Annotated in this window: 20 protein-coding genes and 1 pseudogene; 17 read left to right on the top strand and 4 right to left on the bottom strand. The window is 48.7% G+C overall.

What is annotated here, in order from left to right; genetic code table 11:
- Positions 1-89 precede the first annotated feature (89 nt).
- Together F4X88_09325 and queF are read left to right on the top strand one after the other, a co-directional pair.
- On the top strand, positions 90-2,891 hold the full coding sequence (locus tag F4X88_09325; protein MYA56482.1) for a T9SS type A sorting domain-containing protein: 2,802 nt from the start codon (positions 90-92) through the stop codon (positions 2,889-2,891).
- 205 nt (positions 2,892-3,096) lie between these two features.
- A complete protein-coding gene (gene queF, locus F4X88_09320) occupies positions 3,097-3,489 on the top strand; it encodes an NADPH-dependent 7-cyano-7-deazaguanine reductase QueF (GenBank protein ID MYA56481.1) in 393 nt (130 codons plus the stop codon).
- A 119-nt stretch (positions 3,490-3,608) separates the two neighbouring features.
- Here queF and F4X88_09315 read toward each other — a convergent pair whose 3' ends face one another.
- Positions 3,609-4,637 (bottom strand): Gfo/Idh/MocA family oxidoreductase, encoded by a 1,029-nt coding sequence (locus F4X88_09315; GenBank protein ID MYA56480.1) that lies wholly within the window; start codon positions 4,635-4,637, stop codon positions 3,609-3,611.
- Positions 4,638-4,771: 134 nt separating this feature from the next.
- Positions 4,772-5,620, bottom strand: coding sequence for a phytanoyl-CoA dioxygenase family protein (locus F4X88_09310; protein ID MYA56479.1), 849 nt, complete (start codon positions 5,618-5,620; stop codon positions 4,772-4,774).
- A gap of 154 nt (positions 5,621-5,774) precedes the next feature.
- Between F4X88_09310 and F4X88_09305 the strand changes: the two genes are divergently transcribed.
- From F4X88_09305 to F4X88_09260, 10 genes are all read left to right on the top strand, one after another.
- Positions 5,775-6,944, top strand: coding sequence for a tetratricopeptide repeat protein (locus F4X88_09305; protein ID MYA56478.1), 1,170 nt, complete (start codon positions 5,775-5,777; stop codon positions 6,942-6,944).
- 114 nt (positions 6,945-7,058) lie between these two features.
- A complete protein-coding gene (locus tag F4X88_09300; GenBank protein ID MYA56477.1) occupies positions 7,059-8,603 on the top strand; it encodes a GMC family oxidoreductase in 1,545 nt (514 codons plus the stop codon).
- A 26-nt stretch (positions 8,604-8,629) separates the two neighbouring features.
- Positions 8,630-9,703: a pyridoxal-phosphate dependent enzyme gene (locus tag F4X88_09295; protein ID MYA56476.1), complete on the top strand. Its 1,074-nt coding sequence runs from the start codon at positions 8,630-8,632 to the stop codon at positions 9,701-9,703.
- A 122-nt stretch (positions 9,704-9,825) separates the two neighbouring features.
- Positions 9,826-10,917, top strand: coding sequence for an amidohydrolase (locus F4X88_09290; protein MYA56475.1), 1,092 nt, complete (start codon positions 9,826-9,828; stop codon positions 10,915-10,917).
- The gene (locus tag F4X88_09285) at positions 10,911-11,129 is read left to right on the top strand and encodes a hypothetical protein (GenBank protein ID MYA56474.1); all 219 of its coding nucleotides are present in this window, start codon (positions 10,911-10,913) and stop codon (positions 11,127-11,129) included. The genes F4X88_09290 and F4X88_09285 overlap by 7 nt, the downstream gene beginning before the upstream one ends.
- Positions 11,080-11,223 carry a type II toxin-antitoxin system VapC family toxin gene (locus F4X88_09280; GenBank protein ID MYA56473.1) on the top strand — a complete coding sequence of 48 codons (144 nt, stop codon included), beginning with the start codon at positions 11,080-11,082 and terminating at the stop codon, positions 11,221-11,223. Before F4X88_09285 ends, F4X88_09280 begins: the two co-directional genes overlap by 50 nt.
- 154 nt (positions 11,224-11,377) lie before the next feature.
- Entirely contained in the window at positions 11,378-12,424 is a 1,047-nt protein-coding gene (locus tag F4X88_09275) for a hypothetical protein (protein MYA56472.1), read from the top strand.
- 194 nt (positions 12,425-12,618) lie between these two features.
- Positions 12,619-13,734: a DNA modification methylase gene (locus tag F4X88_09270; protein ID MYA56471.1), complete on the top strand. Its 1,116-nt coding sequence runs from the start codon at positions 12,619-12,621 to the stop codon at positions 13,732-13,734.
- Entirely contained in the window at positions 13,724-14,443 is a 720-nt protein-coding gene (locus tag F4X88_09265; GenBank protein ID MYA56470.1) for a restriction endonuclease, read from the top strand. The genes F4X88_09270 and F4X88_09265 overlap by 11 nt, the downstream gene beginning before the upstream one ends.
- A 136-nt stretch (positions 14,444-14,579) precedes the next feature.
- Positions 14,580-15,677, top strand: a complete 1,098-nt coding sequence (locus F4X88_09260; protein ID MYA56469.1) for an amidohydrolase — start codon at positions 14,580-14,582, stop codon at positions 15,675-15,677.
- Positions 15,678-15,805: 128 nt separating this feature from the next.
- On the opposite strand, the gene F4X88_09255 is transcribed toward F4X88_09260, so the two are convergent.
- Positions 15,806-16,624: a phytanoyl-CoA dioxygenase family protein gene (locus tag F4X88_09255; protein ID MYA56468.1), complete on the bottom strand. Its 819-nt coding sequence runs from the start codon at positions 16,622-16,624 to the stop codon at positions 15,806-15,808.
- A gap of 31 nt (positions 16,625-16,655) precedes the next feature.
- Between F4X88_09255 and F4X88_09250 the strand changes: the two are divergent.
- A pseudogene (locus F4X88_09250) lies at positions 16,656-16,748 on the top strand (hypothetical protein).
- A gap of 36 nt (positions 16,749-16,784) precedes the next feature.
- Here the strand turns inward: F4X88_09250 and F4X88_09245 are convergent.
- Positions 16,785-17,222 (bottom strand): hypothetical protein, encoded by a 438-nt coding sequence (locus F4X88_09245; GenBank protein MYA56467.1) that lies wholly within the window; start codon positions 17,220-17,222, stop codon positions 16,785-16,787.
- Between the two features lie 415 nt (positions 17,223-17,637).
- Here F4X88_09245 and F4X88_09240 point away from each other — a divergent pair, with 415 nt between their 5' ends.
- The 4 genes from F4X88_09240 (at position 17,638) to F4X88_09225 (ending at position 23,062) form a co-directional block, all read left to right on the top strand.
- On the top strand, positions 17,638-18,384 hold the full coding sequence (locus tag F4X88_09240) for a hypothetical protein (GenBank protein MYA56466.1): 747 nt from the start codon (positions 17,638-17,640) through the stop codon (positions 18,382-18,384).
- Positions 18,385-18,397: 13 nt separating this feature from the next.
- Positions 18,398-20,929 (top strand): T9SS type A sorting domain-containing protein, encoded by a 2,532-nt coding sequence (locus F4X88_09235; protein ID MYA56465.1) that lies wholly within the window; start codon positions 18,398-18,400, stop codon positions 20,927-20,929.
- 19 nt (positions 20,930-20,948) lie between these two features.
- Positions 20,949-22,049 (top strand): hypothetical protein, encoded by a 1,101-nt coding sequence (locus tag F4X88_09230; GenBank protein ID MYA56464.1) that lies wholly within the window; start codon positions 20,949-20,951, stop codon positions 22,047-22,049.
- A gap of 188 nt (positions 22,050-22,237) precedes the next feature.
- Positions 22,238-23,062, top strand: a complete 825-nt coding sequence (locus F4X88_09225; GenBank protein ID MYA56463.1) for a phytanoyl-CoA dioxygenase family protein — start codon at positions 22,238-22,240, stop codon at positions 23,060-23,062.
- The last annotated feature ends 181 nt before the right edge of the window (positions 23,063-23,243 follow it).

Genomic DNA, 23,243 nt, shown 5'->3' with positions numbered 1-23,243 from the left:
TTCATTACAACAGAATTCAAGAAAAACGTTACCAATCAAAACAGTTCACCTTAACTCACGCCTGTTTTGTCGGTTCAGTGCATCAGGTAATGTCTAATAGCGGGGGAAGAGAATTGAGAAAATTACAAATAACCATGCTAACCCTATTCTTCGGAATTGGGTTGATTGTGCAAAGCAGTGCTGACCGAGTGCAACTCAACACGAGTGCTGCTGTAATCCAGGATCGTTTCGGTGCGAGTGTCGGTATTAGCGGTGATTACGCAGTAGTGGGGGTTCCAAATGACGATACCGACTTCGGCAGGGACACGGGCTCGCTTCAGGTCTTTTTGCGCACCGAAACCGGATGGGTTCAACATGAAAAATTGTTCGCCAGCGATGCCGAGGCGGGAGACCGATTCGGCACAGCACTCGCGATGAGTGGCGATTACCTCGTCGCTGGTGCCCCGATGAACGATGGAGTCGGAAGGAACTCAGGTGCCGCTTATGTCTTTAGACGACAAGGGACTGAATGGATAGAGCAAGCCAAACTCCTCTCGCCTGAGGAGACACGTGGGGACTATTTCGGTATCTCGGTGGCGATTGATGAAGATACCGTTCTCGTGGGATCCCACCGGACAAACGAACCTTTGGCGGATGGCGGGTCTGTCTACGTTTTTGAGAGGAACGGAGAGACTTGGAATCAGACAGCCAAACTCACTGCACCGGATGCATCTAACTTCGCATACTTCGGTTTTTCCATTGGAATCGATGGAGATACCGCTATTATTGGGGCAACTCGTGATGATGAAGCTGGGCAGGATGCCGGTGCTGCTTATGTGTTCGTCCGGAACCAATTCGGATGGCTACCCCAAGCGAAACTCATTGGAAACAACACCGAAGCGGAAGATAGATTTGGATACGCAGTCGATGTTGATGGGGATTTCGCCATTGTGGCCTCACCTAAAAACAAAGGGACTGGTGCTGCTTACATCTATAGGCGTGAAGGGACCGAGTGGGAGCAAAAAAGGAACCGCGTTCGTTTTCGCATGATTCCCATCGACCCTGATGGCGCGAGCACTTTCGGTGTTTCTGTAGACATCAAAGGGGAAACCGCTGTTATTGGCGCGACAGGAGGTAATGTTGGTGACGATGTCACCGGTGCCGCTTATGTCTTTACGCAAAATGAACCGCCATTTTGGAATCAACACACAAAGTTAGTCGCGGGGGACAGAGAGGCTGGCGACCAGCTCGGATTCGCTGTCGCAATCGGTGAGAATGAAGTGATCGCCGGCGCGCCACTGCAAGATGCGGGTGGGTTGTCCTCCGGTGCCGCGTATATCTTTGAACAAAGAGAAGATGGATCGTGGGTAGAGAGCGGTAAGCTCAGTGATGGTGAGACCGCTTCAGAAGATCAATTCGGAATATCTGTTGCTATCAGCGGCAACTTCGCTATCTCTGGCGCACAGCAGGATGATGACATCGCACCGAACGCGGGAGCAGTGTACGTCTTTGAGCGCGCTGGCACACTCTGGCTGCAACGCAAGAAACTTACGACCGACGACGCAAAGGCGGGCGATATGTTCGGGAATGCTGTCGCAATGGATGGCACAACCGTCCTTGTTGGCGCACCTGGGGTCGATGAGGCAGGACCGGAGGCTGGCGCGGCATACATTTTCGTGCAGGTCGGCGATGAATGGATTCAACAGGCGCGATTAATCGGTAGCGACATCGGAATCTTTGATCAGTTCGGATCTGCTGTTGCGGTACATGGAGATACTGCTGTCGTCGGTGCCTATGGAAAGGATGAGGTTGGCACGGATTCGGGGGCCGCTTATGTCTTTATCCGAAACGGAGCCTCTTGGACACAACAGGCGAAACTCGTGCACCCAGGGGCTGTGCCGGGCGACCAGTTTGGCTTTGCTGTTTCTGTCTATGACGATAATATCCTCGTCGGTGCCCATGAGAGCGACGCAGCGGGCCCCGATTCGGGTGCCGTCTATCTCTTTACACGCAATGGGGGCACATGGATACAAGATTTGCTGATTCTGCCCAATGATATTGGTATCGGCGACAGATTCGGTTACTCTATTAGTTTAACGAACGGGGCTGCTATCATCGGTTCCCCCAGAGAGGATCGAAGTCTTAATGACCTCGGTGCCGCTTATGTTTTTGTGGAGACACGAGATGCTTGGGTCCAACAGGCAAAGTTAACCGCCTCCGATGGCGATGCTGGAGATGAATTCGGCTCAGCCGTCGCAATTCACGAAGATACCGCAATCGTCGGGGCATGGAAGGATAACCATCCCCTGCAGGATCCGCATGATGATCCAAACGTACTAATAGACAGGGGGGCGGCTTACTCCTTTTTACGCGACGGGTTGTCTTGGGTACAGAAGCGCCGAATTGAAGCCGCTGGCACAAACCGATCGGATCTGTTTGGAGCCGCTGTTGCGATCAAAGGCTCGTTTGCTATCGTCGGTGCCTCAGGGAGCGACAATGCCGGTGATAACTCTGGCTCCGCGTTTATCTTTAACCCAATTGACCTCGGCTTCCGTGCTGCGGATGTCCCCTTCTCTGTGGATCCATCTTCGCATTTGCTCTCGATGCTTGGGTTTATCAAACAGACAACAATTCTCCAGAATTATCCGAATCCTTTTAACCCAGAGACGTGGTTCCCCTACGATCTTGCAGAGGTAGCAGAAGTTACTCTCAAAATCTACGATGTCCGTGGTGGGCTTGTCCGTCAATTGAATATTGGGTTACAGGAACCGGGCAGGTATCGAAGTCAAGAAAAAGCCGCGTACTGGGATGGGAGAGACCAGTATGGCACGAAGGTCGCAAGCGGCATCTACTTCTACACATTTACTGCGGGCGATTTCCAACGCACCCGTCGGATGGTAATCCTGAAGTAGTCTTTTAACTATGGGCTCCCGGGCTGCTGCGTCCATTGTCCTTGCAGGTTTTCGGTCACGTCACAACGGATTTGGAAACTTGTATCTACAAGAAAACAAGCCTGAAACGAAGTGGAAGGGTTTTTGCTTGGGCGTTTCTTCAGCTCGAACACGAGAACCGTTAAAGTCCAAATCCTATTGCTTATCCGCAAGGTATAATTAAAAAATGAACCAAAGTATCGGCTATGATGATTTACAAACCCATATCCGTCAACTGGAAGCCCCTGAAATCGAGACATGGGAAAATCAGTATAGCCACCGAGATTACACGATTGAGATGACCAACTTAGAGTTCACTGCGGTATGTCCTAAAACCGGGTTACCGGATTTCGCAACCCTCTGTATCACTTACGTGCCAAACCAGTACTGCGTTGAACTAAAATCGTTGAAGGAATACTTCCTTTTCTACCGAGATGTCGGTATCTTTCATGAGCACGTCGTGAATAAGGTGCTTGAGGATTTTGTGGAAGCCTGCCAGCCGCGGAAGGCAGAAGTCGTCGGTGATTTTAACATCCGCGGCGGCATCAAAACGGTTGTGCGTGCAAGCTATCAGGGTTAAGGTTATCGGTTGAGAGGGTTTCTTTAGCACCAAACCCGTAGCTTGCAACAACGGCGCAAGCGGATATACGGAAAGGCACTTCAAAGTTCAAACCTGCCTCACCGAACCGCAAGGTAAGCTTAAAATATTGGGACGGAACGACCTATTCGAGCGGACTCGTAAAGCGCATCGAAGATCTTCGCGATGTTCAACACCTCTTCAGCGGGCACAGGAGACGGCAATCCCTCTCGAACAGCCGTGTGGAACGATTCAAATTCGCTCGGTAATCCTTTGAGCAGTTTCGGGGTATAATTCACCATCTCATCTTTTTTATCAAGGTAAATCTGAAGCGGTTCGTAAGTCGCCCCGGCTAAATCTCCCATGAAGAACGTCCCGCCGATGTTCTCGATATGCGATGCCCACGCCGTTTCCAAAGTCACCGTCAAGCCGCCTTCGAAGTTGATGGTGCCCATCGCGAAATCTTCCACCTCAAATTCTTCAGGATCCCATTTCCCCCACGGATTGATGACATTCTCTTTATGCCCAAACTTCGTTGCCGTCACGCCGAACGCCTCAATGGGTTTCGGACAGCCGATCATCCAGAGCAACACATCAAGGATATGCACCCCGATATCAATCAGTGGGCCGCCACCCGCGATAGCTTTGCTGAGAAAAGAGGGTGAGGCAGGGACACCACGGCGTCGCATTGACATCGCACGGGCATAGTAGATGTCTCCAAAGAAACCTTCATCATAGAGTTTGCGGAGGGTGCGTGCCTCAGCACGGAACCGAGATTGTAACCCGATCTGTAGGACTTTACCGCTCGCTTTTTGTGCATCCACCATCGCTTGTCCATCAATCGCATTAGCAGCGATCGGCTTTTCACAGATAACGTGTTTTCCCGCTTTCAACGCTGCAATCGTTGGACCCGCGTGGAAATTATTCGGCGTGCAAACGCTCACGGCGTCCAACTCGTCCATCGCTGCCAATTCCTCGTAATCACTGAAAACGTGCGGGATGTCGTGCTCTTTGGCGAATGCTTTCGCTCGGGTTTCGTCAATGTCGCACGCTGCGATAATCGAAACACCTTTGACCCCTTTATGGCCCGGAAGATGTTTACCGCCAGCAATGCCACCACAACCAACAATACCTACCTTGACTTCTTTCATCTTTTAATTTTTCCTTGCGGTTAAATGAAGTGGGTTTGGTGTTTGATGTTCTTTTCTCAAAAATCTGCCCTCCACTTCGTTATGGGCTATGTACTTAGGACAATCAAGACGCTGTCCTTCTGGTTTTCTTCTTCTCAAATCGTGGTGATCTGCGGGGCTTGTTCCAAGTTCAGATTATGCGCTGCTGCCCATTCTGAACCCGCCCAGTGGACACCGTTCGGATCGCGCCTGCCCTGTGTATCCGTGGAAGCACCGAGAAACTGCCTGCCGAGATCGTCTAAGTTTTCCGTTAATGTTTCATCCGGTTGCAGGCTATCGTTGTAATAGCGCAGATAGTAATCCGGCTTAATCCAGCGATAATGATACCCGTAGATGACGACTTTAGAGATATTCTCTCTGAAATTCAGTCCCGCGGCATGATAGATACGGCTTTCAAACAGAAACGCATCTCCTGCGTGGAGGCGCGGTTCGTCATATACAGGTGGGTCAACTTCACCCTCGAGGATACCCAACGGTTTACTCAGTTTATGGCTCTTTCGGATAAACCACGTCGCACCCGAGTTCGGCACACTGAAGTCCGTTAAGCAGTAGCCTACCTTCAAACCGACGCGCGGACACCCTGCGTGCCCAACGTCCAGATGCACACCGACATCTCGATGCCAATTGCGGTTGTCAGGTTTTTCGGGTGCTTGTGGGTGTTTATGGATAAGTGCGGTGTTCGTGATGTGGATATTTGTACCGAGCAGTTGCAGGATCAATGGCACTGCCTTCGACTGTGTCGCAAGGTCAGCGAATGCGGGTTCTTGCACCAACCCGTCTCGCCGATGTGCGTAGTAGCCGTGGTACTCAAACGATTCCATGAGCCGGTCACCTGTCTCGGTTAAGCGTTGAATCATTTCACTGTCGATTGCTGAACGCACGATGAGGTAACCGTTCTCCTCGAATTCTTGGCGTTGTGTCTCTGTCAACTGAACAAATTCCATTTTTTAATTTTTCCTTGCGGTTCGGTCAGCTGGGTTTCGTCCTTAATGTTCCGTTCCGTATATCTGCTCTCCATTTCATTACGAGCTGCGCGTTTTCTTTAGCCTGTAGAAAGTTGATAGACATTTAAAAGTATGCTATCATAAATGCCAAACAATGTCTATCGCAATAATTAAAAAAATGAAAGTGAATCTTTTTCGCCTTTCTTTCCTCATTTTCTTATCGATAGCGTGTCTTGCACCAGCAGAAGAAGGAAACCAACCCGACAAGGCTGCGCGCACCTACGAAGCAGGCTTGCAGGCACTCACGCAGGGGAAAAACCGTGAGGCGTTTGCAGCGTTTCAGCGGGCAGTAAAACTGGATCCAACGCTCGCTGACTCACACTATCAACTTGGGGTGCTTTACGGTAAACAATCGCAATGGAAACCAGCCATTGATGCACTCCAGACTGCGATTAACCTCACCCCCGATTTCGCCGCTGCCCACGTTCGTCTCGGCGAGGCATACCTTATCGGTATGGCGAGTGCTAAAGAGGCGACTGAACCCTTGGAACGCGCACTACAATTGCAGCCTGATCTCTCGCGCGCACGAAGACTTTTAGGCGCGGCATATCTCCGGCAGAACCGAATCGACGATGCGATGCGTCACCTTAAACAGTTGGTGCAGGATAGTGAAGCCAGGTATCTCCTCGGTCTTGCCTATTTCCAAAAGGAAGATTTTACACACGCAATACCGCATTTTGAAGCCGTCATAAAACGCAAAAGTCGACACGCCAAAGCGCATTTCAATCTTGGAAATTGTTATCTCCGCACGGGTAAAATTGCTGAAGGGCGCACGACACTCCGCGCATTTGAAAAACTCATGCGCGAAGAGGAACAACTATCAGCGCTGCAACGTTTAGTCCGCAACGATCCGCAACGCCTTCAACCTCGTTATGAGCTTGCAGAACTCCTTATAAAAAGAACGGAATGGGAACTCGCGACGACGGAACTTAAAGCATGTCTTGCCATTGCACCGCACGATGAAAAAGCATCTGAGCTGCTGGGTTACATTTACCTGCAAACAGAGGCGTATCTGGAGGCACTTGAAGTCTATGGAGGGCTCGTTGAGGCACACCCAGAGAGCGCGATATACCGGAACAGTCTCGGCATTGTCTATATGATGCAGAAAAGACCTCGACAGGCGATCACGCAATTTGAAACGGCGACACGACTCGGCACAACGAATCCACAACTTTACCGAAACTTAGCAAACGCTTATCGTCAAATCGGCGAACGGGCGAAGGCAGAACAGGCGTATCAGCATTACCGCTTTTTAAACGATTGAATCTGAGCCGCTGCGTCCGTTGTCCTTGCGGATTCCCAATTGCGAACAGACCTTTCATAACCTAAAGTAGGTTTCTTAACTTAACCGAAAACCATCGTGGAACGAAGTGGAACGATGTCCAGATTTAATAAATTAAAAACCAATTTTCGACCCGCATGGTTGAATAAAAAAAGTATAGAGCGGACAGAGCGTGCCGACGTGTGCGTTATCGGTTCTGGAGCGGGAGGCGCCGTCGTCGCCAAGGAACTCGCTGAAGCCGGACTATCGGTAATTATTTTAGAGGCAGGGGAAAATCACGATCCAAGTACCTTCGGCAGTTACGAGCCGGAAATGCTGCGGCGTCTTTTCTGGGATAGCGGTTTACGGGGCACACAGGACAACGCAATTGTCATTTCGCAAGGCAAAGGCGTTGGCGGTTCAACGGTCCATAATCTCTGTTATGCCGTTCGTCCACCGCAAGCACTCTTATACAGGTGGCAAGTTCCAGAAATTTGGCCCCACTACAATCAAGTGGAGCAGACGCTCGGCGTTACACAGATGCAGGAAACAGACGTGAATCTATTGAACGCTGTTGTTCGCTATGGGTGTGAGGCGATGCGGTGGCGCGGTGGATTGCAAAGCCATAATCGCGGCGAATGCGCTGCATGTGGTGCTCAATGTCTTTTTGGGTGTCCTGTTTCCAAAGCCCCACAAAATGGTTCGAGAGGAACAGGCAAGCAGAGCATGGCGGTCACGTATATCCCTTTAGCACGTGCCGCAGGTGCGAAACTTCACAGCGACTGTATGGCTGAAAAAATTCATGAGGAGAAAGGCAGGGTGATTGGTGTATCCGCTCGATTGCCATCGGGCAGATTGCATGTTCAAAGCGATATAGTGGTGCTCGCCGCTGGCGCAATCAACTCGCCACAACTCTGGTTAAAAAGCAGACTGCCTAACGCGAACCGACGGGTCGGAAAAAATCTCCACTTGCATCCTGCTGTCTTTGTTGGTGGTGTCTTTAACGAAACGATTGATGGACATCTCGGCATCCCACAAAGTTACTATATTGATCACTTTCTGGATTTGAGACGCAGACCGGACAGTGGTTATCTGCTCATGCCGGCTTTCGGTTCACAGATGATAGTAGCGGCAAGCCTGCCGGGTTTCGGTAAAAATCATCGAGAATTCATGGAACGCTATCGTCACATTGCTGCGCTCCTTGTCCTTTTGCATGACAGAACAACCGGACGGGTATCGGTAGATTATAAGGGGACTCCGAACATTGCATACCGACTGCGCCGTTCGGATAGGAAGGTATTGGCGGAAGGAATAATCAACGCCGCGCACCTCCTTTTCGCCGCAGGGGCAACAGAGGTGCTACTGCCTTACACACAACATTTTCCTATCAAAACAGAGGTCGATCTTGAGATTATTCGCCAACGCGGCATCGTGCCAAACGACATCATGTTGGCTTCCAGTCATCCCCAGGGGACACTTCAGATGGGCGAAAATCCGAACAGGAGCGTCGTTAATCTTTCAGGGGAATCCCACGCGGTGAAAGGTTTATTCGTTGCTGATGCGAGTCTTTTCCCAAACTCCGTCGGTATACCACCGACGTTGACGATCGCCGCGCTCGCTACACATGTCGCAGGTCAGATAATTAAGAGGAACATGGTATAAGATTCTCGCTTTGGAAGGATGGGAAAATGGAACAAAAAGACTGTAAAGCTGAAAGGAGAGAGGACGCGAAAACTGGAGTGGATGAGAGAGAAGGAGGGAACGGAAATCTTTCATCCAATTCTTCGCTTTTTCTATCTGCCGTTCCCTCCCTTTCACTCGGCAACTTTCCAACACCGGTGGCGCGGCTCTCGAACCTGGAGCGTGCCCTCGGTTTAAAGTCGCTCTGGATAAAGCGGGACGACCTCAGTGGTCGGTTAGGTGGGGGTAACAAGGTCCGTAAATTGGAATACATGTTCGCAGCAGCACAGGCATCTCCCGATGGAGACGAGAAAAAGAATCTTTTTACAATCGGGCCGACAGGTTCTAACCATGTCCGGGCGACAGCGGTTTATGGGAAAGCATCGGGATTTCGTGTAGAATGTTTGCTCTTTAAACAACCCCCGACTGAGTATTCTGAGGCAAACTATCGCAAAATTTGTGAAAATGCCTACCGGGTCTACGAAGTGAAACGTATGAGCACAATGTTCGCGCGTTACGCATATCAACAGGCTAAAACGGTGCTTGGGATCGGAGAGGAACGCTACTTCATTCCAGCGGGTGGCTCCTCACCGCTCGGTTCTGTGGGGTATGTGAAAGCGGTTTCGGAATTGAAGGCCCAGATTGAGGCGGATATCTTGCCAGAGCCGCGGTTCATCTTCGTTCCAGTAGGGACTTGCGGAACCATAGCAGGTTTGATCGTCGGCGTGCGACTTGCGGGATTGCGCACTCAAATCGTCGGTGTCCGTGTTGCTGACGCAGTGGTTGCAAACACATGGGCAATCTCCCGTATGGTGCGCCGTATCCTGCGTCTCATCGGTGCAGTGGACGCTCATGACATCAATCCACGCCGTATTGAACTCTGGCACAACGATTTTGGAAGAGGGTATGCTGTTCCAACGGAAGCCGGCACGCAGGCAGTCGCGATGATGCGTGAGCATGAAGGCATTACGCTTGAGAATACCTACACCGGTAAGACGTTAGCAGGACTCGCTCACTACATAAAGGAGCAGGGATGCGAAGGCGAGCACGTCCTGTTCTGGAATACGTATGGCACAATCTGAAACGCAACCGCACCGGATTCCGAACAAACACCATTGGCTAAACTATAGCTGCCCTACATAAAACTTGATAACCTCAGCAAAGTAGTGTATAATTCGACCCTAAATGCCAAAGGAAAAAGTATATGGAAACAGAGAACGGTAAACCCAGTTTTGTTCAGGCGGGTATGTCCATCATCGACTGCGACCTCCATAATCGGCTCCCGTCACATCAGATGCTCTATCCCTACCTATCCGATTATTGGTGCGACTATTGCGAGGAATCCGGCTTCCCCGGACCCGATGCAGACGACTATCCTGACGGTGTCCCGACTTCATCACGCCCAGAAATTATACATCCCTCGGAAGATCATCCCGCCTCGGATTTAGCACGCCTGCGTAAGCATGCACTCGATTATTGGGAGGTCGAATACGGCATACTCACCTGTGGCTATCGGGTCCAGAGCGTACACAACGAAGATTTCGCAGCGGCACTCGCTTCGGCAGTCAACGATTGGCAGATTGAACACTATCTGGATCCTGAACCTCGCTTACGTGGTTCCTTGATTGTGCCGAGCCAAAACCCAGAACTCGCCGCGAGGGAAATTGAGCGTTTGGGAGGACATCCGAGGTTCGTCCAAGTGATGCTACCCGCCCGATCGCAAGTCCCTTATGGCAACAGACGCTATCATCCGATCTACGCCGCGGCTGTGCGTCATGGATTGGCAATCGGCATCCATTACGGTGGTGCACCCGGCCTACCACCGACCTCCGTCGGATGGACCTCGACCTATCTGGAGGAATACGTCGGTATGTCCCAGGTATTTCAGGCACAGGTGCTGAGTCTCGTGTCAGAGGGAGTCTTTGAGGTGTTTCCTGACTTACGTGTTGCGCTCATAGAGACTGGCGTTACTTGGATGCCGTCGCTCATGTGGCGGTTCGATAAAGAGTGGCGCGGCTTACGACATCTGACCCCTTGGGTCAAACAGCCACCCTCAGCGTATATCCGTCAACACATGCGCATGACGCTCCAACCCATCGATGCCCCGCCAACCGCGGCGGAACTCCTTCAGATCGTCGGTCAACTCGATTCCGAGGACATGTTGATGTTCTCAAGCGACTATCCGCACTGGCATTTCGACTCTCCCGAAGAGGCATTTCCTACACAGTTACCCCAATCGTTGGCACGCAAAATCTTGTCCGAAAATGCGAAGGAATTCTATCACTTAAATTGTTAGATCAGACGTATGTGAAGTACCACTTTCTTTTTCACGCTGAATCAATGGACACGTTGATGCCAACCTATCAATACGAGTGGAAAAGCATTTTCTGTGAACCTTGGTTAAAGGTCGGCTTTGGGAGTGCCAAAGGGCTTATTCACGTCAGTGAAGATTTTGAGGATGAGCTCCCAGATTTCAAACTTGCCTTTTCACCACCGAGATCCATTTGACAGATTGATCATTGCACAAGCCCTTGTTGAAGATCTTCCAATAATTAGGACCGACACGGCTTTTGAGGCTTACGGGATACGCAGAGAATGGTGAATCCAATAGATGTCGCCTCACCATTTTTTCTTGACATTTGGATAAAATTCTATATAATGGAAAAATTAAATTCATTAGTTCGTGGAGAGTTCTCGGTAAATCCGCGATGCCCCCAAATTTTTCATTAGAATTGAAAGGACTGATTTGTTAAGCAATGACTCTCAAGGAACACATTAACGACATATGCGAAAGTTTAGAAAAAGGGGAACTTCCACCAAATGAGGCTGCAGTCTGTGATGACATCGTGCGTAGGCTGGTTCATGAATTGGGGTGGCCGAGATTCCAATCACAGATTGTCTATCCTCAGTACCCTGTTGAGGGGGGGAAAGTTGACTTTGCCTTATGTCACCCACCGTCGGAGCCCTGCGTTTTCATTGAGGTTAAGAAAGTCGGACATATTGATGCAAATGCAGAGGATCAATTGTTTAGATATGCTTTTCGCAGCGGGGTACCGATCGCTATTCTCACCGATGGACGAGAATGGCACTTTTTTTACCCAATTGGACAGGGCAACTACAAAGAGCGCAAAGTACACGGGATCGATCTAACGAAAAATGATAGTGAGGAAAGTGCCACGCGTCTTGACAGATACCTAAACTACGAATCAATACGGACGAGTGAAGCTATTGAGGCAATCAAGAAGGACTATGAAACGGTTGTTCAGCAAAGGCGGGTTGCAATACAGTTACCGGAAGCATGGAGTAAATTAGTAGAAGAAGCAGATGAGTTTTTATTAGATGTTGTGGCAGAGAAGGTGGAAAGTCTGTGTGGATATAGACCTGTCGATGAACAAGTATTAAGTTTTCTGAAAAGCCTCGAAAGAGAAACCGAACTGGATCGGCAAGAAGCCTTCTCTCCATCTGCTCCATCTGGAGAATCGACACAATCCCGTACGCATAGAACACAGAAGACACCGCAGACACGTCTTGTTGTTACTATGCCCGATCGACAGGTAATTGATCATAACACTGCAGCAACTACCTTCACTGAAGTAATTGAAAAATTTGGAATAGAGCGGGTGAGGGATCTGAATAAATCAGACATCATCCCTATCATATCAACCGACAAAAATGACAAATACACCCAACGCGAATCCGGACGATATTACATAATGACTCACAATAGCACTAAGAAGAAAAAAATCCTTCTTGAGGAAATTGCCGCAGATCTCGGTGAGCCACTGAAAGTAGAAATTGTTTAAGGAATTTTAAGGTTGCTAATGCTTTGTCCACTTTAAATGATGGGTGAAACGTAAAATGATGGGTGAAACGTATTCAGCGCGTCTGGATATTCCGATGTTTGCTGAGTTTTTATAAGGACGAGTTCCGAAGCGCGACGTTTCCATCCACCAACTTTGGCATGACAAAGCACTATATTCCTGAGGAAGTACTCTCCATGATTGGAATAGAAGACATTGACTACCTTTCAAATCAACTCATTACATATATAGGCAATAAGCGTTCGCTGCTGGGTCATATAGGCAGAGCAGTTGTACAAGTGAAAAAACGAATAGGTAAATCCCACCTTCGTGTATTTGACGCTTTCAGTGGTTCTGGTATTGTCTCCCGGTTTATGAAAGCTCATACCTCGTATCTTGCAAGCAATGATTTTGAAGACTATGCTGCATCAATATCAAGATGCTATCTCCAAAACCGCAGTTCAGTTGATTTAACTACAATTGCCAAAATTATTGCAGAACTCAATCACCGTGTGAATGAATCATCTCCTAAAGGATTTATTGAGAGACTTTATGCCCCTGAAGATGAATCAAGAATTACGCGAAACGATCGAGTTTTCTACACACGCGATAATGCCCGCCGGCTGGATAATTATCGTAGAATGGTTGAGGACTACCCCTTAAACTTTCGTGATTCACTGTTAGGACCTTTGCTTAGTAAAGCATCTGTCCACTCAAACACTTCAGGAATATTTAAGGGCTTCTACAAAAACAAGATGACTGGAATTGGGCAATACGGGGGAACTAACTCCGATGCACTAAGTCGTATTAAAGGGCAAATTGAACTGGAACCGCCTGTCCTAAGCCAATTTGAATGTGATTACGAGGTGTATCATGACGACACAAATAAAGTCGCTAATCAGATAAGGGAACTTGATTTGACTTATATTGATCCCCCTTACAATCAACATCCTTATGGTTCAAACTACTTTATGCTAAATTTACTTGTGCATTATAAAGAACCTACAGAGATAAGTCGAATATCAGGTATTCCAAAAGGCTGGAAACGCTCGGGCTATAATGTTCAAACAAAATCTAAAGAACTATTTAAGGATCTACTGCATACACTTGACACACGCTTTTTTCTTATTTCCTTTAATAATGAAGGGTTTATTCCGCCAGATGAGATGCGTGCTATGCTCCGAAAAATAGGCACTGTTGATGAGTTTGAGATTCGGTACAATACATTTCGTGGATCGAGGAATCTAAGAAACCGAAACATTCATGTTACTGAGCAGTTATTTCTTGTAGAGAGGAATTTCAATGGGAAATAAAGAGCGACTGCGAGAAGCGCGGACAGACACTGTAATCAACGCAACGGCTAAACAGCAAGAAAGTGAACTTATTCAGGCACTGTACAAGGTTGTTGAATACTTGGAAGACAGATTTGAGAAAAGAATCACTTTAATTCATAAAAAACAGTGGGGCTTGAAAGACATTATCAATGAACTGAAACCAGATTTCCCTGACATTGACTTACATTGTCATTCTGAGAAAACTCATATGAAACCGGATGGAGGTATTCTCGCAATAAAGAGCATCAAAGACAACAACTTAACCTATCCAATTCTGATCTCGGAGGTCAAAAATCAGGGGACAAACGATTTACGGGCAAAGGAAGGTTTACGCAAGCAAGCACAGGGGAACGCTATTGAACGTCTTGGCAAGAACTTAATAGGATTTCGGACCGCGTTACTGCGCGAAAGTATTTTCCCGTTTGTTTGTTTCGGATATGGTTGCGATTTTGAGGAAACATCCCCAATTTTGGATCGGGTCTCAACTATGGCAATGTTTGGCAGACTCAACAAAACCTACCTCCATAATGAGGGAGATGGACGATTCAATCGTGGTAGTTTCTATTTCCGTGCCGAGGAATGGACCGTTGATGAAATGTTCGACATTATGACAGATATTGCAGAACGCGCTGTGCTATACTACTTCTCTAAGTACCGTGAAGATTATTTCACTGATTTTTCTCATTGAATAGTCAACTATGGTGAAACATGGAATACATAGACCTCATTAGAAGGCATCAGTAGTACCGAGAACGCCAAAAGAATAATGGGCGATAAAGCTGCTCATAACCAAACCGGGCATTTAACTGTCAGGAGGGAAAAAGATGGCAAAAACAGAGGCACGCAAACAACAGCAGAAACCATCAGTTATTGACTGTGATGTGCATAACACCCTCGCTTCCGAGACGGTGTTGTATCCCTATCTCTCCGAACGGTGGCGGAAACATCACGGTATGGTCGGGACAACCGACCGCGTCGGCGCATATATCCCTCGCGCCCACCCCTTCGGTGCGAGATACGATGCATGGACCCCCTCCGGGCAACGTCCCGGCTCCGATCTCGATTTCCTACGTGAGCAGTTATTGGACGCATTCAACATCGAATACGGTATCCTCAACTGCTTGACTCCGGTCTGCGAGATGCCCAATCTCGCCTTCGCCGCGGCGTGGGCAAGTGCTGTGAACGACTGGCAGATTGAGGAATGGCTTGAAAAAGAACCGAGACTCCGCGCCTCCATCATCGTCGCATGCGACGACGCAGAATTCGCCACTGCCGAGATCAATAGAGTGGCTGACCATCCGGGGTTCGTGCAAATACTCCTGCTCGCTCGCACGATGGAACCTTTAGGAAGACGGAGATACTGGAAGATGTATGAAACGGCAGTCCAGCACGACCTTCCCATCGGTATCCATTTCACCGGTGTCGGTGTCGGACCGATTACCGCTGTCGGGAGACCCTCACACTACATTGAAGACCACGCCGGAATGACACAGGCATTTCAGACACAGGTAACGAGTCTCGTCTGCGAAGGAGTCTTTGAACAATTCCCGACGCTCAAGGTAGCTCTCATTGAGGGCGGTTTCGCGTGGCTACCCCCGTTGATGTGGCGACTGGATCGGGCATGGAAAAAACTACGGGACGAGGTACCTGAGCTGAAACGGTTGCCTTCTGAGTACATCCGGGAACACTTCTGGATTACAACACAGCCGATTGAAGAACCACCCAAACAGGAATACTTCGATCAACTGCTCGCGCAACTCGACTTGGATGATAGGTTGATGTTCGCAACCGATTATCCGCATTGGGATTTCGATTCTCCCGATCAAGCACTCCCGAAAAGTCTCTCTCCAACGCTCAGGCGCAAAATCATGGCAGAAAATGCTCGCGCCCTCTACAAGATGCCTATCTCGGCAGCCACCTAACAGGAGTCAGCGAAAACGGGCTCTCTATCTTTTTTTACTAGCTGGAACTAAGCCCGTAATGAAATGGAGGGCGACTCTAAGGCGAAAAACTTCAGTGTTCAGACTGCTTCATTTAACCGCAAGGAAAATTAAAAAATTGTCACGACGTGTGGGACTTCCTCAAACTGCAAATTATGTGCTGCTGCCCACGCCGCCGCTGCACCCCCGCCGCCACCAAGAAATTGATTGCCAAGATCGTCAAGGTTCTCCATCACCGACGCTTCAGGTTGCAGTGTGTCGTTGTAATATAATAAATAAGGTTCCGGCTTGAGCCATGCGTAGTGGTATCCGTAGATAACAACCTTAGCGACATTCTCCGTAAAGTTGACACCGGCGGCGTGATAGATTCGGTTTTCAAAGAAAAACGCATCGCCTGCACGCAAGACGGGTTCATCGCAGGGTTCGATTGGATCAATTTCGCCTTCAGGGATACCCAACGGTTCGTCGGATAGATGGCTTTTTGGAACAAACAGCGTCCCACCAGAATTCGGCACGGTGAAATCCGTCAAACAGTAGCCGACTTTCAAGCCGACGCGTGGGCAATTCTTGTATCCGAGGTCTAAAAATATACCCGCATCTCGATGCCATCCACGGCTCTCCAGTTGCTCAGGCGGTTGTGGGTGTTTGTAGATGAGTGCAGTATTCGTGATATGGATATTTGTGCCAAGCAGTTGGATGATTAAGGGAATCGCTGTTGTCTGCGATGTGAGTTCTGCGAAGACAGGCTCCTGCACCAAACCGTCCCGCTTATGCGCATAGTAGCCATTGTATTCAAACGACACCATGAGTCGGTCTCCTGCCTCAGTCAAACGATCTATCATGTCGCTGTCAAGTACCGACCGCACGATAAGGTATCCGTTCTCCTCAAATTCCTCACGTTGTGCGTCTGTCAACTGGACGAATTCCATTCTTTTAATTTTCCTTTGTGCAGATGCCAACGTGCCGTTTTTCTTTAAACAGTGGGGCGGCAAACGTAAATCGAAAACAGGAAGAAAACTAAACGGACGAACTTATGATGAGATGCCGGTTTAACATTCTCGCGACTCCCGGCATCTTAGAACTTTAGCTTCAAACCCTCGGCAAATCGTCCGCGAGTAAAGCCTCGGAAACAGATTTTTTCGCCGCTTTACGCGCTGGACGTTCAACATGAAAATGATGGAACCATTCTTTAAAATCTTCATCAAGGAAGTTCCCGTCATACTCTTCTTTGAACTGATCGTGGCAGTCTTCCATGTAGACGCGTAGATAGCCACTGGTGCGTTCAAGTGCTTTCCAATCAAAGATATTTGAGGGCATCTCAACAACACCCCCCTCGAGCATATTACTTCGCATCTTTACGTAGTAAGCGTATCGAGTACTTATCATAAAATCAATGAATCTATCTAAGATTTTTGAGGGAATCTGTAATACTTTACCTTTCAATAACTTATGCCGAATGCCGACCTCTTTTTCCAAGTCTCGATTAAGCATAAATCCAATAATAGCATCAAAAATTTTGTCTAACATTTCTATTAATCCTCTACCATATAGCAAATTATGCATATAGCAAATTATAAACGTAACACCTACTTCGGGTTTGGTTCGTGCTAAGTCGTATCTATCGGAAGAAAATTTTAACATTAATGTGAAAACGCGTCAAGCAAAAAAAATAAATCCGTCCAGCAATTTGAAAGTGGATTTTTAATTTATTGTGCCTGAGCCGCTGCGTCCATTATCCTTACGGATTTTCGGTTAAGACAGTCAGGGGGGACCCCATCGCTACGGGATTGGAAGTTTTAGTGGAAAAACGGTAAATCTAAACGCGTAGCCCGTAAGCGGAGCGGCGGACGGATAGGTACTTTCAGACCCCAACGCACCTGACCGAACCGCAAGGTAAAATTAAAGAATTGCATTACGATCTGAAGTCTGTTATACTTGCATTATGCTTATATTCTATCTGGCAATTGCGGTGGCGACGGTTCCACTTGGGGCGGGAATCGCTTTTGTTTCACGAGGACAGCAGCGACATTTCAGACACATTTTTGGATTGACGGCGGGCGCAGTACTCGGTATCGTCTTAGCGATGATGATACACCTTTACGACAAGGTCGGTTACATCACGATCCTTGTGATGTGGGGCGGGTTTTTCTTAATTTCGGCAATAGAACATCTCACGACACATCAACACGCGGACACGGAGCGGCACACAAACAGCACAGACAAAAGATGGGGCCTCAACTTAACCGTTCTTGGGCTATCGTTGCACTCACTGGCAGATGGACTTAATTTGGTTATCGCTGCGAGAGAGGAGATGCTCGGCGGCGCGCTCGCGTTCGGCATATTGATCCATCGCTTACCCGTCGGAACGCTTATCGCCGTCGCGCTCCTGCGAAATCAGACTTTTGTTAAGGCACTCATTCGACTGACACCGCTGATACTTGGACCGGTTGTTGGAGCAGCGCTCGGGGAGCAACTCCTCCGTGGGGCTTTCGGTGAATTGACAGACTACCTGACAGCATTCGCTATCGGCACGCTCTTACACGTCGTAATGGACGGATTTCGTGGCAACTATACCACCGCAAAGACCGGTTTGAGTCGTTTTGCCAAAGTGCTTTTCGTCATCAGCTTCGTCTTAACCTTTTGCGTTATCTATTTCTTTCAGGGATTTGAGGGTGAACATTTTCACTAAATGGAAACCATCGGTGCATTGGAAACCATCAACAGTTAGCAATCGGTTTTCAGCGGGCCCACTGATAGCTATTCTAATGACGGCAATCTTCTGTAGTGTCGTGTGCGTCCTGCCAGCGAGGAGTGATCAAATTCCGATTGCAGTATCCGGTGAACCGAGGGCGACGCTTCAGGTGGGTGCGAACGCCTCGGAACAGGAGCAGTTCGCAGCTACTGAAATCCAATTCTTCATCCAGCAATTCACAGGTGCCACACTCGACATCCGGACCAATCGCCAACAAACGGAAACACAAACCGTGATTGTAATCGGCACTCCAAAGTCGAATCCAACGATCGCAGGATTACAGGCGAATGTAGAATTGACATTGGCAAAAGAACTCGGAGACGAAGGGTATCGTATCAAAACAGTAGAGGTCGGCAGAGAGATCGTCATTGTTGTGACGGCGCACACCGAGAGAGGTGTGATTTATGGTGCCTACGCTTTCATAGAAAACTGTATTACGGCGTTAACGGGTTTACAACCTGTCCATTCAGAGTTACCGGTTGCCAAGGCGCAAGCACTGCTCGTGCCGTTCATGAATGAAACCTCATCGCCATTTTATCCTGTGCGTGCTGTGTTGGAGATAGAGGATCCTGATTGGCTCGCACGCCACCGTATCAACATGAGTGGGGGCGAGGGGGTATGGACAGGCACGGGTATTGAAGATGGATTCGGAACGGCGTTTAAATACGTTGACACGCCTGCCTTTGAAGCCTTGCAGGATGAACCGATAGGACAACGGCGAGAACGCATTACAACACTACAAGATCGGTTTAAGGCACTCAAACAACGCGGGATTGATGCCTATCTTTTCATGTATGTAACGGGTGAACCGACAGAGGCATTGATTCAACAGCGTCCTGATGTCCTTGGACCGGCGGTGCTTTACGGTGCGTCTCGCAATGAAGTATCTTATCGACCCTTCTGTTGGTCTAAACCCGAGTTTCATACGCTCGCGCGGGAGCTGACACAGGCGATCGTGCGCACCTATCCTGCGCTTGCGGGTTTTCATCTACGTTCTTGGGGATATGAGACCCGCGGCTGTGATTGTCCTGAATGTGGTGATAGAACGGAACAGGGACAAGCAAAACTTTGGCAAGTCTACTTTACGATTATCAGTGCTGCACGGGAGATACGTCCAGACTTCAAATTTTATATTTCCGGGTATGACAGCAGTTGGCTCAAAGATGCCGCAGGCGTTTATGCACAGCAGTTACCGAAAGGCACTATTTTCTCGCGGAAATGGGGCGCTGATGGCGAACCCGTCGCAAGTGCAGGCGTGCCGATCCCACAAGTGAGGGCACTCGGAGAAATCGGACACCGTTTTATAGTCCTTTCGCATGAAGTAGAGGAGGTAATGCCGTTCTGGATGCTGGAGAGCGATCTGTTCGTGCAAGGTGTCCGACAACTTGCCAATAACCCCGAAGTCGTCGGACTCGGGGGGTTTACTGTCCAAGGCGCAACACAAGGGTTAGGATACCTTGATCGGCTTGTCAGCGCAAGTCTCAATTGGGATATCAATCTTGACCATTATCAACTCCTCCGAAATGAGTTGGTAGCCCGATACGGAAACCCCGAAGCCGCGGCACACATTCTCAGCGCCTTGCGAGTCAACGGATGGAACATGGCAAGTTATTTCTCAGATTATGCTGGATCCTTGACCGTTGGGGGCACTTATGGCAGCGGCTCTGCTGGACTCGCAACACGGTTCTGGACCTTGATTGGACCGCGGGCTGTTGAAGATACGTTGGCTATCCCAGAACTGGACATCGCAAGACTCGCCGTAAATCGGTTCACTGCACTTTTGGCACCACAACAGCAAGCCGCAAACGAGATGCGAGTAGCGAGTGAGATCGCAGAACCTTTTGATGTGGAAGCGACCGAGGATTTACGAGATGCCGTTCGCTTGATGGAACTCTGGGTGCTTTTCTTTGAAAGTCGAGCCAAGTTGGTGGAAGCAATAGCACTCGGCTATGAACCCGGGACGGAAGAAACGATCCGTTCAAAAATCACGAGTGCAATAGAATTTTCAAAGTCTATACAACCACATATTAGAGGGATTGAGGAATTTATCCCGCTCTTCGGGTATTCGCACCGGACGATTGAAGCAGAGTTACTGAGTGCCTTAAACGCAGAAGTTGCTTGGTTAACGAGTTTCGATTATAAAACGCTCCAGAAACACGATGCGGGTTTCTCACCCGAGGAAACCCCTTTCCGAATTTGGGATGTTCACAACTATCCGAATCCTCTGAAAGAAGAAACAACGTTTACCTATCAATTATCGTTGGATGCAGATGAAGTTTCTGTTAAAATTTACACCACATCCGGACGGGTCGTGAATATCTTGAAAGGGGCTTCTGGGAATGAAGGCTACAACGAATTTATGTGGGATGCCCGAGACGCTGACGGTATATTGCTTGCCAATGGTGTCTATTTTTTCAGGATACGTGCTGTCGTCGGAGACCAGACAGCACAGACATTCGGACGTTTAGCAGTGTTACGGTGAAATAAGAAGGAGGTTAAAGATGCTTCGTATATGTGTATGTCTGACACTCTTACTTTCAGTGATGGGTTGTAAATCACAAACTTTTCAAGAACATCTTTTAAAGCCCCCACCCCCTCTCATCAATTTCGCGCTGAACCGAAACGGAGCAACCGCGCATGCCTCACAATCCGTTCCCAACCATCGCGCAGAAGAGGTTATTGATGGTGATACCAACTCCGAGACATGGGATGAAGGGAGTGGGTGGGGGAGCAGTTTAGAACATCTACGCACTTCAGATCTGAATAAGCGTCCTTATGTGTCCGTGACGCTCGCGAAACCGGTCGATATTCGTGAGATTGTTATGTGGACAATCGACTCCGAGGAATATCCCGCACCGCAATTCGGGTTGAAGGACTATCGAATTGAGTATTGGCACGGCACGGGGTGGGGGCTTATTCCATCAGGCGATACCAAAGATAAGCAGTATACAGCGCGAGATAATACCAAAGGGAAGCGGGTTCATGAAGTCCACCAACGCCTAATTGCGAGCAAAATACGGCTCGTTCCCGTTTCTTCAAATGATACAGTGCGCAACTACCAGCACATGGCAGGCAGGCGACCTGTGTATGAAGTAGACGGTATTGCACGTGTTATGGAATTGGAGGTTTGGGGGTATGCCGCTCCAGAGGTCCATACGCTCAAGCAGATCGCACAAGGGATTCCACCGGAATCAATGGCGCATCCTGTAGCAACAGAGACACAGGAAGGTGAACCGCAAACCGAACCAACGATCAAAGAGATTATTCAGCGCGTCCTAAACCAATATGAACTCGGATACGACATGTCCGACCTAACACAGGTTATGTCCTGTTTTTCGGAAGCGTATCTCTCCAATGGTCGCACATACCAAGACGTTAAAACAAAGGCGGCACACTTTTTTCAGGTCTATCATCAGATTGACATGACACTGACCGATGTTGACATCCATCCGAACATTGTTGACGATACAGCGATTGTAACAGGGGACTACACGTTGCAATATGCACCGAAAGAGAACGGTCAGGTGGAACAGACATCTGGCAAATTAACGTTGGTTTTCGCGAATGAAGCGGAGACGTGGCGCATTATCCGGGCAGAATAATCCACGACGATTCCAACCTCCGATGACACTGGGTGAAAACGCTCTTTAAATAATCGCTTCTTGACTGCCTTCCACTCCTTTTAGGCAGCTTTTTGCTAAGACCGAGCGGTTTCTTTACCGGGCTGCACCTTCACCAGAAACCATCGTGAAACGAAGTGGAACGATGTCCAGGAGGACAGAAGTAAAAAATGGTACAAGAGCAGTCCAATCTTTGGGCAAAATCATACATCAATGATGGATATTTACTGCTTCCAGATCTCATTACGCCGGGAGAATGCGATGACCTGAAAGCAGAGATGCTGAAAATCTTTCGTGGAGATTACCCGTGTGAGGCGATCCCACCCATGCCGGAGACAGCCCGTGAAATGGAAGTTTTGGATAGAATTATGTGTGTCGGCGAACCCCATGTCTTTAGCTCATTGGTTCGGCGTTACATTGAACATCCAACAATTTGTGAAATCCTCCGAGTGATCGTCGGCGCACACATCCCGTTTTGGGAGGGGGGTGTGAAATGTATGCAGTCAATGATGTTAGGCAAGGTGCCGGGGCATACGGGGAATCCATGGCATCAGGACGAGCACCCGATTCCGACACGTGATCGATCGCTAATCGGTGTCTGGATTACATTAGATGATGCTACGATTGAAAACGGGTGTCTCTGGGTTCTGCCGAACAGCCATCGTTCGGGTGTAATTTATGACCGTTTCCCACACAACAAACGCCACGAATTCGACAGTTGTCATGAAGCCGCTGGCTTTGATGACACAGACGAAATCCCGATTGAGATGTCAGCCGGTAGCGTTCTCTTTTTCAACGGTTACCTCTTGCACCGCTCCAAAAAGAATCGAAGCGATACATTCCGGCGAATTCTGGTGAGTCACTACTGTTCAACGGCATCATGGTTAGGTTGGAAGGGGCAGCGGAATTATCGCGGTGTTGTTACTGTCGCAGGCGAAGATCCGTATATTGACGAAGGCTATGTCACACCGAACGTTTGGGCGCGCTGGGAATAGTCGGACATACTCTTCTATTAAAAATCGTTACCGCCTTGAATGCAGCATGAAATTAGCCAAAAACCTGTGCGTAATGTAATGGAGCACAGCCCAGGAGCAATAGTTAAAAACATGGAACCGAACGTCTGGGCGCGCTGGGAATAGTCGGACATACTCTTCTATTAAAAATCGTTACCGCCTT

The organism is Candidatus Poribacteria bacterium (assembly GCA_009839745.1).
GTDB lineage: Bacteria > Poribacteria > WGA-4E > WGA-4E > WGA-3G > WGA-3G.
Note: the sequence above shows the minus strand (reverse complement) of the source record. Positions and strands in the feature narration are given on the sequence as shown.